13 protein-coding genes are annotated in these 12,544 nt (G+C 68.6%); 11 read left to right on the top strand and 2 right to left on the bottom strand.

Going from position 1 to position 12,544, the window contains the following annotated elements:
- Positions 1-80: 80 nt before the first annotated feature.
- The 3 genes from G3I40_RS04195 to G3I40_RS04185 all read left to right on the top strand — a co-directional run bounded on the left by G3I40_RS04195 (position 81) and on the right by G3I40_RS04185 (position 2,626).
- Entirely contained in the window at positions 81-470 is a 390-nt protein-coding gene (locus G3I40_RS04195) for a hypothetical protein (protein ID WP_164300080.1), read from the top strand.
- 101 nt (positions 471-571) lie between these two features.
- A complete protein-coding gene (locus tag G3I40_RS04190; protein ID WP_239091523.1) occupies positions 572-1,381 on the top strand; it encodes a class F sortase in 810 nt (269 codons plus the stop codon).
- An 816-nt stretch (positions 1,382-2,197) separates the two neighbouring features.
- Positions 2,198-2,626: a hypothetical protein gene (locus tag G3I40_RS04185; RefSeq protein ID WP_164300790.1), complete on the top strand. Its 429-nt coding sequence runs from the start codon at positions 2,198-2,200 to the stop codon at positions 2,624-2,626.
- A gap of 332 nt (positions 2,627-2,958) precedes the next feature.
- On the opposite strand, the gene G3I40_RS04180 is transcribed toward G3I40_RS04185, so the two are convergent.
- On the bottom strand, positions 2,959-3,114 hold the full coding sequence (locus tag G3I40_RS04180; protein WP_164300789.1) for a hypothetical protein: 156 nt from the start codon (positions 3,112-3,114) through the stop codon (positions 2,959-2,961).
- A 544-nt stretch (positions 3,115-3,658) separates the two neighbouring features.
- A complete protein-coding gene (locus G3I40_RS04175; RefSeq protein ID WP_164300788.1) occupies positions 3,659-4,351 on the bottom strand; it encodes a GntR family transcriptional regulator in 693 nt (230 codons plus the stop codon).
- Between the two features lie 124 nt (positions 4,352-4,475).
- Between G3I40_RS04175 and G3I40_RS04170 the strand changes: the two genes are divergently transcribed.
- The 8 genes from G3I40_RS04170 (at position 4,476) to G3I40_RS47875 (ending at position 12,069) form a co-directional block, all read left to right on the top strand.
- Complete coding sequence (locus G3I40_RS04170) at positions 4,476-5,921, top strand: MmgE/PrpD family protein (protein WP_343244820.1); 1,446 nt, start codon at positions 4,476-4,478, stop codon at positions 5,919-5,921.
- Between the two features lie 26 nt (positions 5,922-5,947).
- On the top strand, positions 5,948-6,844 hold the full coding sequence (locus G3I40_RS04165) for an isocitrate lyase/PEP mutase family protein (protein ID WP_164300786.1): 897 nt from the start codon (positions 5,948-5,950) through the stop codon (positions 6,842-6,844).
- Positions 6,844-8,097 (top strand): aconitase/3-isopropylmalate dehydratase large subunit family protein, encoded by a 1,254-nt coding sequence (locus G3I40_RS04160; RefSeq protein WP_164300785.1) that lies wholly within the window; start codon positions 6,844-6,846, stop codon positions 8,095-8,097. The genes G3I40_RS04165 and G3I40_RS04160 overlap by 1 nt, the downstream gene beginning before the upstream one ends.
- Complete coding sequence (locus tag G3I40_RS04155; RefSeq protein ID WP_164300784.1) at positions 8,097-8,615, top strand: 3-isopropylmalate dehydratase; 519 nt, start codon at positions 8,097-8,099, stop codon at positions 8,613-8,615. Before G3I40_RS04160 ends, G3I40_RS04155 begins: the two co-directional genes overlap by 1 nt.
- Positions 8,616-8,708: 93 nt before the next feature.
- Positions 8,709-9,404 (top strand): MBL fold metallo-hydrolase, encoded by a 696-nt coding sequence (locus tag G3I40_RS04150; RefSeq protein WP_164300783.1) that lies wholly within the window; start codon positions 8,709-8,711, stop codon positions 9,402-9,404.
- Between the two features lie 215 nt (positions 9,405-9,619).
- On the top strand, positions 9,620-9,982 hold the full coding sequence (locus G3I40_RS04145; RefSeq protein ID WP_164300782.1) for a hypothetical protein: 363 nt from the start codon (positions 9,620-9,622) through the stop codon (positions 9,980-9,982).
- A 797-nt stretch (positions 9,983-10,779) separates the two neighbouring features.
- Positions 10,780-11,820: an endonuclease/exonuclease/phosphatase family protein gene (locus tag G3I40_RS04140; RefSeq protein WP_239091527.1), complete on the top strand. Its 1,041-nt coding sequence runs from the start codon at positions 10,780-10,782 to the stop codon at positions 11,818-11,820.
- Between the two features lie 114 nt (positions 11,821-11,934).
- Positions 11,935-12,069, top strand: coding sequence for a hypothetical protein (locus G3I40_RS47875; protein WP_275410132.1), 135 nt, complete (start codon positions 11,935-11,937; stop codon positions 12,067-12,069).
- Positions 12,070-12,544 lie beyond the last annotated feature (475 nt).

Raw genomic sequence — 12,544 nt, 5'->3', positions numbered from 1 at the left:
TGGTACTGGCGCGGTCGACGCCGGAATGAATTCCGGAGCAGCAGAGCTTCGGGGGCCGCGTGGGTACGGGAGGTACATTCATGCGTTCCATACGAGTGCTGACGGGCCTGGCCCTCGCGAGTGCCGCGCTGGTGATGTCCGTGCCGAGCGCGCAGGCGGTGTCGCCGAGCTGCCAGCAGGCACTCGACGACGCGGAGATCACCCAGCGCAACGCGGACACGGTCAACGCCGACCCGAACACCTCCGCCGCGGACAAGAAGGCCGCCACGGACGAGGCGAACCAGGCCGCTTCCACCGCCCAGCGGTTCTGCGACTCCACCGACCCGGCCGTACGAGGGTCCGTGCACGCCGGTGAGGGTGGCACGCAGACCGGCACCGACCCGGCCGCACTGGCCGGCGCGGCAGCACTGCTCGCGGCCGGAGCCGGCGCCGTGTACCTGCGTCGCCGCGACAACGCCGGACACGAATGATCCCCACCTGATGGGCTGACCCGGGCCCCGCTCCTCACATCGTCGAGACCGGTGCGAGAGGGCGGGGCCGCCTGTTCGCCACGGACCGGGAGATCGGCATCATGGCAACCGCCCCCACACCATCCGCGCCCTCCGCCCGCCGCCGCATGGCGTCGTGGGCCGCCCTCCTCGTACTCGCCGCCTGCATGATCTACCGCATCGCCGACAGCGGCGAAGACACAGGGACGCCGCCGCGGCCCAGCGCCGCACAGGCGCCCTCGAGCGACAGCGCGCCGGTCCGCGAGGCCGCCTCGTCCGTGGCCTCGCTGCCGGAATCGGCACCCGTGCACATCAAGATCCCCAGCATCAGCGTGGACGCCCCCGTCCAGGGCCTTTCCAGGAACGAGGACGGCGGGCTGAACGCACCCCCTGCCGACGACACCAACCTCGCCGGCTGGGACGCCGCAGGCATCCCGCCAGGCAGCACCGGCACCGCCGTGATGGCCGGACACGTCGACACCCGCACCGGCCCCGCCGTCTTCTACGGCCTCGGCTCACTGAAGAAGGGCGCCACCGTCACCGTCAGCCGACAGGACGGCAGCACGGCCCAGTTCACCATCGACGGCGTCCAGGAATACGAGAAGGCCAACTTCCCCAGCCGGAAGGTCTACGCCCAGCAGCCCCGGCCCGAACTCCGCCTCATCACCTGCGGCGACCGACGGCTATTCAGGAAACGTCGTCGTCTACGCCCACCTCACCGGAGCAAACTGAACCCTCTCCCGCCAGCAGGCAAGGCCGTGAGCGGCACTCGGCCATCAGACCTCGTCACGTCGCTCACCGACGGCTCCTGTCGAGCTGGACGGCCCGGGCAGGTACATGGTGTGGGTACACCGCGGCGGCCACGAGGAGGCGAAGGCGCGCCAGCAGCGTGATCCGGACTTGCAGGGCTGCGCGCATGTTTTCCCTGGTGGCGGGCCAGGGGCGGTGCGGGTGCAGGGCGCGTCTCGTCGACCTGCACCGCGCCCGCCAGCCCAGCTCCCGTTCTCCTGTCGTGGCGCCGGTCGAGGACCGAGCGGACCGGGCCGCCGCTCTACGGCGTGCGCGCCAGACAGGAACTCGGCATCGGCGAGGCGCAATTCGTTCGCGGCGAACGGGACCGGCGACGAGCCCGGCCGGACCCAGCCCATAGTCCCGAAGTCCGTGAACCCGTAGCGGTCCGGGATCCACTGGCGTCTCCAGCCGCCAGCTACATTCGGCCCACTACGCCGACCGCTCGGACATCACTGCCACGCACCCCGTTATCCGTGGCGCGATGTCAGATGGGCGTGTCCACCCGGTGCGCCAGCCACCGACTGACCTCGAGCAACGTCGCCTTGAACCCCGGGAATGCTGCACTCATCCCGCCGTCGGATCAGCACGTCCCTGGAGCGCCACAACGATCATCTGCAGCAGAGCAGTCTGGGCCGGCGCTTCCCGGACGGGGCTGCCCTCGACGACGGCCCCAAGCACAAGCACGCATCCGCTCTCAGCCCGGCAGGAAGACCATGGACGAGCCGAGACCAGATCGTGCTGGTCGTAGCGACAACTCGTATCGCCTCTGCCAAGCAATGCCCATTCACTGGCCAACTTATGCGCAAATTACGGAGGCTTGATTGTGCTGTGCCGGGAGGTACGTGCAGCATCGGCACGCCAGTGAGCGCTCGTCTGGGGGACGGCCGGGCTTCCAACTACCCCAAGGAGACAATGACATGACGTACTGGATACGGCGGGCAAGTCTGTGTGGCGGCGCACTTGTACTGGTTTCGGCGGCACTCGCAGCAGGAGCCAGCAGCGCTGGCGCGGCCGCTGCGGACCTCGACTTCCACCAGAAGTGCGCGAGCCCGAGCGCCGGAGAGTACGAGAGCGTCGCTTACGACCAGAACAATCACTATTCCGGCCTCGCCTTGTTCGAGGCGAATGGCGACAAGATGCAGGCCGTCGATCCCCGCAGCGACGGATACTACGTCGTGGCCCACCTGAGCACCGGACGCACTGCCAGCACGAAGGGGCATGGCACATACTCGCCGTGGGCCACAGGAGACCTCCCGGAAAAGCACACCTATTACATGTACGTCGAAATGGTGGCGGCCGACGGCCTCAGCTCGACGAGCTTGCCATCCTGCAAGGTCGTCTCCTGAAGGAACCGCGCCCGTCACCCAGGACCTGCGGGTAGCGCTCGTACACCGCCGCGCCGACAAAGTCATCATCGCCCCTGGGACCGCGCGACTCATCCGCCCCGCGACGCCCGCGCACAAATTCGCCTCCAGCGGCTCCGGGAAGGCGCGTCAATGCGCCCCGCTTGGAACAGGCCGATGACGACGAAAGCCGGGGTGGTAGATCGGCAATGCCACCCCGGCCGTTACGGTGACGTGCAGCCCGGGGCCAAGGGGCCACCCCGTTGCTCCCGAACGGACGGTGTGGGCCGCAAGGGTGGCCTTGCCCTTGCGTTCGACCCACAGCAGTTGCCGGGTCAGATCCACACAGAGACCTTGACCGTCCGGTTGGGGCACTTGCGCTTCGGGTCCGGACGCTTGCGAGCCGCCAGCAGCATGGTGGTGCCGTACGTGACCGGTCCCGCGTAGCCGACGTCGGGCCCGACGCGGTGGCGCTTCTGAAACTTCTGCACGGCACGGCAATCCGACGCCGAGCGCTCCGACCACCAGCCGCGGATTACGGTCCGCGGCATGGTCGGCATCCACCGCGCTCCTGTAAAGCCGTGGCGGCGATCTCTCGCGAATCTCCCAACTCGGCGAGAATGGCGGCCAGCTGGCCGGTCCGCTCGGCGAGGTGGACCTCAAGGCACTCAGCCTGATCTTCCCGCAGGTCTTCGCATCGCCAAGACGGCAACGCAGACGCGGCGCGTTCGACAGAGGCCAGATACGGGCGTATTCGGGAAGCGGTCCTCACTGCTCACTCCGCAGGTGGGACCGGTCGACAGCGAAGACGCGGCCGACCGCTTCCGTGAACTCCACCCAAACCGGGTGACGAAGTTGGCCCCTCCCCGCAAGGAACATCGGCCACCCTGCCCCTCTGCACGCTGCCCGTCCTCGACTCCCGCGGCGCTGGCCCCGGGATCTCAGCTGGGCCTGCATCACGGCGCCGATGGCCCTTGCTCTCGCCCTGCTCGCCCCCGGACCAACGCGGCTACCTTCGGAGGCCACTGGAGCGGGCTACGCCGGTGACGCGTCCACCACCAGCAGCCGGTGGAAGTCCGACCGGCCGTCCGTGCGGTGCTCGGCAAGCAGGCGCAGAGCAAGAGGGAAGTCGTCCTGCTCGAAGGCGGCGACGATCCCTTCGTGCTCGCCGAGGATCGCCTCCGCCCGGTCGGCGTCCCCTGCCGCTGCTGCCCGCCGGTAGGCCAGTGCCCGGTGCGGCTCCAGGGCCTCCCACAGCTGGGTGACGAAGCGCAGCATCCAGTCGTTGTCGCAGCGGTCGAGCAGCGCGAAGTGAAAATTCCGGTTGCTGGAGATCGTGCCCCGTACGTCCGCCGCGGCGACGGCGGCCCGCTGGGCCTCCAGGGCCGTGCGCATCGCGGCGATGTCCTCGGTCCGCATCCGCACCGCTGCGTTCGCCTCGGCCTCGCTCTCCAGGAGTTCCCTGATCCGGAAGATGCCGTCCACGCTCTGCGGGCTCAACTCGGTGACGGTATAGCCGCGTTGCGGGACGTAGGTGACGATCCCCTCGCCGGCCAGCGTCTTGAGGGCCTCGCGGACCGGGATGACGCTCAGCCCCAGTTCCTCGGCTGCGGCGCTCTGGCGGATCGGGGCGCCGGGGGGCAGGTCGCCGCGGACGATCGCGTCGCGGAGCTCCGCCAGGGCCGCAGCCTCCGCGGTGCGGGGAAGAGAGGTTCGCTTGAGTGCCACCCGCCCATGCTACCTGTCGATCCCCTAAAACTAGATGTTATAAATTGTAATGCGAGCTGGCCGTGGGAGGCCGGACCGCTCCTTCCGCCCGACCGAGTCCACGACGACATTGGAGGTGAGCGCGGTGTCCGCACCGACGCCAACGACCACTCGACAGCCCACCGACCCCGAAGGCCCCACAGGGCAACTCGCCACGTGGCTGACCACTACCTCACTGGAACAGATCCCCCGCGGCGTGCGGGAGCGGGCCGCACACCTGGTGCTCGACGGTCTGGCCTGCGCGCTGATCGGCGCCCAGCTTCCGTGGTCACGTACAGCCGTCGACGCGGTCCTGACCCTGGAGGGCAACGGAGACGTCCCGGTGATCGGCTGGGGACGCACCACGAGCGGCCCGGCAGCCGCAGTACTCAACGGCACCTTCATCCAGGGCTTCGAGCTGGACGACTACTACCCGGCCGCGCCCCTGCACAGCACGTCCTTGGTCCTCCCGGCGCTGTTGGCCACCGCATCGCAGCTCCCGGCAGTCACGGGTGCGCAGTTCCTGAAAGCCGCGGTCCTGGGTTTCGAGACCGGCACCCGGGTGGGCCTGGCCCTGCACGGCCCGCAGATGCTGTCCCGTGGCTGGCACTCGGGCTCGGTCTTCGGCACGCACGCGGCCGCCGCCGCATCCGGCGTCCTGCGCGGCCTGGACGCTGCCGCCTTCGAGGACGCCCTCGGCCTGGCGGCCACCCAGTCCGCCGGCCTGATGGCCGCGCAGTACGAGGCCATGTCCAAGCGGATGCACCACGGCCTGGCCTCCCGCAACGGCTTCTACGCCGCCGGGCTCGCCCAGGCCGGCTACACCGGTATCAAGAGGGTCTTCGAGCGGCCCTACGGCGGCTTCCTGTCCACCTTCGGCGAGGGACACGACCCCGACGCCACCCAGATCACCAAAGGTCTGGGCCAGGTATGGAACACCGAGCAGATCACCGTAAAGATCCACGCGGCCATGGGCGGACTGCATCCCGCCATTGACGCCGCCCTCGCGATGACCGCCGGACGCGAACTCACCGTCGACGACATCGAGACCATCCGCATCGAAGTCCCCGACGCGATCTACCACCACGGATGGTGGACCCCCGAGCGCCCCCTGACCACCATCGGCGCCCAGATGAACATCGCCTACGCCACCGCCGTCGCGCTCCTGGACGGCCACGTCCGGCCGGAACAGTTCACGCCCGCCCGCATCGACGCCGACGACGTCTGGCAACTGATCGGTCGCACTGAGGTCAACCAGGTCGACGAGCCCCAGGATCCCACCTGGACCCAGCGCGGCTACAACACCCGCCTCACGATCACGCTGCGCGGGGGCGAGGTCCTCACTCAGGCCCTCAACCAGCCCCACGGCGGCCCGGACGAACCCCTCACCAACAGCGAGATCCGTGAAAAGTACCGGACGTTGACCGCCACGATCATCGACGCCGACCGGGCCGCAGAGATCGAACGCATCGTCCTGGACCTCGAAGACCAAACCGACCTCGGACGCCTCGTGGACCTGCTGGCCCGGCCCGCCCGAAGCGTCCTCGACTGACGACCTACGAACCGCGAGGTGTCCCCATGTCACCGTCCCCACAGACAGCACCCGTCACCCCCGGCGGCCGGCTGCGCGCTCTGCTCACCCAGGACCGCCTGATCACCGCACCCGGCGTGTTCGACGGCCTCTCCGCCCACCTGGTGGCCCGCACCGGTTTCAACGCCGCCTACCTGAGCGGCGCGGGCGTGTCCGTCGCCGGGTTCGGACTGCCCGACATCGGTCTGCTCACCCAGAGCGAGATGACCGAACGGGCACGCATCGTCGCCACCGCACTCGACGGCATCCCGCTCATCGCGGACGCCGACACCGGCTACGGCGCACCCATGAACGTGACGCGCACCGTGCGCGAGTACGAGAAGGCAGGAGTTGCCGCCCTGCACCTGGAGGACCAGACATTCCCCAAGAAGTGCGGCCACCTCCCCGACAAAGAACTCGTCACTCCCGAGGAGTTCACCGACAAACTGGATGCCGCCCTCCAGGCCCGCACCGATGACGACCTGGTGATCATCGCCCGTACCGACGCCCGTGGACCGCTGGGCATCGACGAGGCGATCGACCGCGCGGGCCGCTACGCAGCCGCCGGCGCCGACATCCTCTTCGTCGAAGCCCCCCAGAACGCGGAGGAGATCGAGAAGATCGCCGCGTCCCTCGACGCCCCTTTGCTGATCAACATGGTGCAAGGCGGCCTGACCCCCGACACCGCGCCCGACCGGCTCGCCGCGCTCGGCTTCCGCATCGCGATCCACCCCGGCGCCCTGCTCGCCCCCTACGTCCTGCACGGCCTTGAGGCCCTGCGCCGGATGGGCGGCACCATGCCCGAGGTCACCCCCGGCCCGCAGGGCCTGTTCGAACTCGTCGGCCTGCGCGAGTGGTCCGCGATCGGCGAGCGCTACCGCAACCACACCAAGGACGGTGCCTGATGGGCATGACCATGATGGAGAAGATCCTCGCCCGCAAAGCCGGCCTCGCAAGGGTGAGCGCCGGCGACACGGTGGTCTGCGACGTCGACATGACCGTCATGATCGACCTGCAGTTCACCACCAGCTGGGTCCAGCCCCTGAAGATCAACGACCCGGACAAGGTCGCCGTCATCATGGACCACGCCGTGCCGGCGCCCAACGTGCACGACGCCATCGGCGGCACCCACGCCCGAGCCTTCGCCCGCGACTTCCAGATCGAAAAGTTCTACGACGTCGGCCGGCACGGCATCTGCCACCAGGTCATCGCCGAGAACGGACTCGCCCGCCCCGGCGAGATCCTCGCCTGCACCGACTCCCACACCTGCGCCGGCGGCGCCTACAACACCGCCGCCCGCGGACTCGGCCCGGCCGAGGTGTACTCGATCCTGTGCACCGGCAAGACCTGGTTCCAGGCCGCCCCCACCATCCGCTACGAATTCACCGGCACCAAACCCGCCGCCGTCTCCGGCAAGGACTTCTTCCTGTACATCGCCGGCACCTACGGCGACGCCACCAACCACAACCTGGAGTACGGCGGCACCGGCCTCGTGTCGATCCCGATGAACGACCGGCGCACCATCGCCACCCAGGGCGCCGAGATCTCCGCGGACTTCTCCACCTTCCCGATCGACCAGGTGGCCCGCGACTTCCTCGCCGAGCACGGCGCACCCCCCGACTCCTACGAGGCCGCTGACCCGGATAGCGACGCGACGTACGCCGCAGTGCGCACCGTCGACCTGTCCTCGCTCGAGCCCTACGTCGCCCGGCCCGGCACCGTCAGCCACAACTCCCTTCCTGTATCGGCGATCCAGAAGCGCCCGGTCAACCAGTGCTTCATCGGCTCCTGCGCCAACGGGCAACTCGAAGACCTCAAGATCGCAGCCGACATCGTGCGCGGCCACACGGTCGCCCCCGGTGTACGGCTGCTGATCACGCCGGCCTCCCAGGAGGTCTACAAGGACGCGATGCGTGCCGGATACCTCCAGGACCTGGCCGACGCCGGCGCGGTGATCACCAATTCGACCTGCGGCGCCTGCTTCGGCTACCACATGGGTCTGCTCGCCCCCGGCGAGGTCTGTCTGACCTCCTCCACCCGCAACTTCACCGGCCGCATGGGCAGTCCGGACGCGGAGATCTACATGGCCTCCCCGGCCACCGTCGCCGCCTCCGCCCTCACCGGCCACGTCACCGACCCGCGAGGGGAACTCAGCTGATGGACACCCTCATCACCGGACGGGTCTGGGTCGTCGGCGACTCCGTCACCACCGACGCCATGTACCCCGCATTCGCCATGAAACTGCCCGTACCCGAAGCAGCACGGCACATCTTCTACGAACTCCGACCGGGCTGGACCGACCAGGTGCAACCGGGCGACATAGTCGTCGCGGGACGCAACTTCGGACTCGGCTCATCCCGCCCCGTCGCCGCACTCTTCCGCGAACTGGGCATCGCCGCACTGATCGCCGAGGAATTCAACTCCCTCTTCCTGCGCAACTGCATCAACCACGGCCTGCCCGCACTCACCATCCCCCGCGCCACCGAGGCATTCACCGACGGCGACACCGCACGCCTCGACTTCGCCGAAGGCTGGGCCGAGAACACCACGTCCGGAACCCGCCTCGACGGCAGTGCACTGCCGCCCCTGGTGCTCGACATCCTCGCCGCGGGCGGCATCCTGCCCAAACTCGCCCGCGAGGGCTACATACCTGCCCCGGCCGCACACCCCCGCTGAGCCGGTGTCGGAGCGGTGCCGGCACCGCCCCCACACCGTTCTCTCCCCTCTCTCCCCGTCAGGGGCGACACACTCCACGACCAAGGAACCCTCATGCACAGCCACCTCGCCCCCGGCGTCACCCAGATCGCCACCAGCAACCGTGACAACGCCTTCCTCATAGCCGGCGACGACGGCCTCACCCTCGTAGACGTCGGCTGGTCCAAGGCTCCCGAAGTACTCCTCAACACGATCACCGCTCTGGGCCGCAAACCCTCCGACATCCGCCGCGTCATCCTCACCCACGCCCACCCCGACCACGTACAAGGCGCCGCCGAACTCCGCCGCCACACCGGCGCACACATCCTCATCCACGACGCCGACCGCGCCTGGCTGGAAGCCGGACGCGTCCCCGCCGGGGGACGCTCCGGCGCCATCGGCCGCCTGATCGACCACCTGCCCAAACTCCACTGGACTCCCACCGCCGCGGACAGCACCGTCTCCGACGGACAAGTAGTGGAAGGCAGTGACGGCCTGCGCGTCATCCACACCCCTGGCCACTCACCCGGCCACATCGTGCTGCTGCACGAACCGAGCCGGACCCTCCTCATGGGGGACGCAGCCTTCAACCGCGGCAAACTCGCCATCGGCCCCGCCGCACTCGCCGCCGACCCCGGCCTCAGGCCCGGCAGCCTGGCCCGCATCCCCCAGAACCTCGACGCAGTCGGCTTCGCCCACGGCGCCCCACTCAACGGCAGTGACGTGCACTCCTTCCATGAGTTCCTGCAGCAATTCCGCTCGGAATCCTGAGCTCGGGCAGACGCAGTGCTCCGGAGGCCAAACTCCCTTTCCTTTCCACGCAAGGAACTTGACAGCGAAGACGACTCATCCGCAGATGCGGCTGCTGCGCAGGCACCGACCTGGCCTTGGCCGTGTGGACGCCAGATCGCCAGATCGCCAGATCGCCAGATCGACCGAATCGAAATGGGTCGACGCCCAAACCTGCCTGCCAGCTACGGTGACGTATGACCGACGCCCTACCCGAGGACGTAGCCGACGTGCTCAACCTCGTCCTGAACCCGGACAACCCCGCACACATGGCCCTCCGACGGCAGGTACCCCAACTCGAGGTGCATTCCCACTGTGAGTGCGGGTGCGGCACAACCTACTTCGACCTCGACGCCGACACGGTGGAGCCCGCACCCACGGGCCCCGGCACCGTCGTAGCCGCCGACGTACAGCTGATCACCGAATCCGGCGAGTGCCCTGGCGAGGTCCTGGTCTTCACGCGGAGCGGCTACCTCTCATGGCTCGAGGTCTGCTCGTGGAGCGATGACATCGAGGTGACTCTCCCCACGGCGCGGCGTTGGCTGCAGCCACCGTCGTGATCCGATCCGGCACCAGCCGACGGCCTCGGGCCCTGACGCCGTCTCAAGTTCAATGGTGTGGGGCGGCTACTTGTCGTCGGCGCCTTCGACCAGTTCGTTGACGAGTTTGGCGGCCAGCACGTAGCGGACTCGTGAACTCTGCCCCGCGTCGCGGCCTCGGCGCCCAAGGCGACGGGCAGAGGGGGCGTGGCGGTGCCGGAGTCGCCGATCAGGCAGAGCGGCTCGCCCCTCTTGGCCGTCTCTCAGGTCGTGAGCGTGCTGACGGTGCCGGCATCGACGTTCGGGTTCACCTCGAAGTCGAAGGCCCGCAGCGACTTCTCCCGGGGGAAGGCCGCAGCCCGGATCCGACGCCTGGAGTGTCGATGGGCCAGGTCATCGCGCTCGGCTATCAACAGCTGGGCCGAGTAGGCCGATACGACATCTGCTCGCGAGCGGTCCCGTCTGCCACGTCCTTGAACTGCTAGCGAAGAGAGGACAGTTGTAGTACGCGGCGTGCCTGGGCGCCGACCCGGTCGCCGCCTTTCCACCCGGCCCCGCACCTTCCTGCGCTCCCCCGGCGCCCAGTGAAGAAGGTCCTATGATGCGACCACGTGTATCGGCTGGGGCGGGTGGGATTCACTCGTCCCACTTCAACAGGGGGAGTACGCGTGCGCGTGGTACGAGCGTGTACAGGAATACTGGTGGCCGCGCTCGCGGCCACCACCGCGGGGGCCGCTCAGGCGGTCCCGCGCATCGAGGGGACAGGGCCTGCGGCATCGGCCGCGAGCGAGGCAGCCGCTCCCACCCAGCTCCGGATCATGGACTGGAACATCCAGGGCGCCCAGGGCACCGACCATGTGACGGACATCAACCGCATCATCAAGGTGATCGGCCAGGAGAACCCGGACATCGTCACGCTCCAGGAGGTGCACGACGACACCGCTGTGGGACAGCCCAACCAGTGGCAGCAACTCCTGGACGCCTTCCCGCAGTTCACCGCCCATTTCGCCAAGAGCGACGGTGACGGAAGCGGCGGGAACGCCGGAAATCTGATCCTCTCCCGCTTCCCCATCAAGGAACGGCTCACCTATCTGCTCCCCCAGTACCCGGCGAACACGAATGCCGTGCGGCGCAGCCTCGGCGGCGTGCGCCTCGATGTGGGCGGCACCGATGTGCGCGTGTACACCAGCCATCTGTCGGCTGGCCTGAGCGACATGCCGACCGAGCGCCGCAACCGGCAGGCCCGCGCCATCGTCGCCAAGCTTCCCGCCGACCTCATGGACACACCGATGGTCTTCAGCGGTGACCTCAACATCAGGCCCGATGACCCCATCAGACCGTTGTTCGCCGGGGCGGGCTGGAACGACACCTGGACGGAGCTGCACGAGAACATCGGCGCATCCGCCATCACCCACCCCGGCGGCACCGATGTCGATCGGATCGACTACGTCTACGCCACGCCGTCGTTCGACGTGACGGCCGCCCACACGGTAGTCACATCGGCATCCGACCACTACCCGGTCATCTCCGACGTGTCAGTGCGCTCGTCTGCCGTGGCCAAGGAAGGCACTGTCATGGCCGGCCCCGCCAGCGCATCCGGATGGGCCAACGTCGCCGCCTCAGCGGACGGTTCAGCCACCCTACGGGTCTGCGACAACGCCGCGGACGGCTGGGGCGTGCGGGCCTATGTCCGTGACAAGTCCAGCGCCACCACGGTGCTGACAGGTGCGGACGGAGCATACGCAGACGGCTGCGGCGGGTTCACCGCTCCCCCGGCCTCCCTCCCCTCGCCCATCGTCAAGGTGTGCCTCTACCGGGCCGGCGAAGAAAAGAACTGCCGGGAGCTGACCGTCACCTAAAAGGAAGGCAAGCGGGCCGGGAGGAGGTCGTGGACCGTCCTCGCAACGGGAACAGCGGTCCGTCTGGAGCCTAAGCGCCCGGCTCGACAGGAACCCTGCAAGGGCCATGCGGGAATGGCGAACGCTGTCAGCGATCCGCTCGGCAACGTCGCCAGGACCGAGCCGATCAGCGTCGAGCCGGCCACCGGCGGCGGCTCCGGTACCCAGTACTCGACCCGAACATTCGCCTGGTGGTTGCCGTGGACGTGACCCCAGAGATACGAAGAGCCCCGCGTGGCGTGCGAAGCGAGCGCGGGGCTCTTCAAGAGGGAGCGGCGGTCCTGTCGCTTTCCCACGACCGACGGTAATTGACACAGCGTCACCCCGCATCTGCACCACCGTCCGACTACACGGGAACCGGTGCACTTGCCACCGACGCCAGCGCAGGCAACTGACGGCCCGCAGGCCTGACTCCCTGGTGGAGCCTGTAGCGGGCGAGTCCCGTGCTCCATACGGGGGACATGATGCGGCCCGTCCGGAGCCCCGCGCCCGGAGCACGCCCCCGCTGACGTGCAATTCCGTGCGGCGGGGCAGAACCGGCGCCTTGGGCGGCACAGTTGGGTGAAGCACTCGGGTCAGCTAATTTTTGATCAGCAGTCGTGGTTCCGATGCACCGCTCGACCGGCAGTCACAGGACCAGGGCGATCACCTCAACCCCAGGGGTACGTGACCGATGCGCACCCCG

This window comes from Streptomyces sp. SID14478 (genome assembly GCF_010548525.1).
Taxonomy (GTDB): domain Bacteria; phylum Actinomycetota; class Actinomycetes; order Streptomycetales; family Streptomycetaceae; genus Streptomyces.
This window is presented reverse-complemented; position numbering and strand designations above follow the sequence as displayed.

What these genes read in the sequence shown, in the direction of transcription:
- G3I40_RS04185 (WP_164300790.1), top strand. Translation starts at nt 2,198, where the DNA reads ATGACGTACTGGATACGGCGGGCAAGTCTGTGTGGCGGCGCACTTGTA.
- G3I40_RS04195 (WP_164300080.1), top strand. Translation starts at nt 81, where the DNA reads ATGCGTTCCATACGAGTGCTGACGGGCCTGGCCCTCGCGAGTGCCGCG.
- G3I40_RS04190 (WP_239091523.1), top strand. Translation starts at nt 572, where the DNA reads ATGGCAACCGCCCCCACACCATCCGCGCCCTCCGCCCGCCGCCGCATG.
- G3I40_RS04160 (WP_164300785.1), top strand. Translation starts at nt 6,844, where the DNA reads ATGGGCATGACCATGATGGAGAAGATCCTCGCCCGCAAAGCCGGCCTC.
- G3I40_RS47875 (WP_275410132.1), top strand. Translation starts at nt 11,935, where the DNA reads ATGGCGAACGCTGTCAGCGATCCGCTCGGCAACGTCGCCAGGACCGAG.
- G3I40_RS04145 (WP_164300782.1), top strand. Translation starts at nt 9,620, where the DNA reads ATGACCGACGCCCTACCCGAGGACGTAGCCGACGTGCTCAACCTCGTC.
- G3I40_RS04140 (WP_239091527.1), top strand. Translation starts at nt 10,780, where the DNA reads ATGGACTGGAACATCCAGGGCGCCCAGGGCACCGACCATGTGACGGAC.
- G3I40_RS04165 (WP_164300786.1), top strand. Translation starts at nt 5,948, where the DNA reads ATGTCACCGTCCCCACAGACAGCACCCGTCACCCCCGGCGGCCGGCTG.
- G3I40_RS04155 (WP_164300784.1), top strand. Translation starts at nt 8,097, where the DNA reads ATGGACACCCTCATCACCGGACGGGTCTGGGTCGTCGGCGACTCCGTC.
- G3I40_RS04150 (WP_164300783.1), top strand. Translation starts at nt 8,709, where the DNA reads ATGCACAGCCACCTCGCCCCCGGCGTCACCCAGATCGCCACCAGCAAC.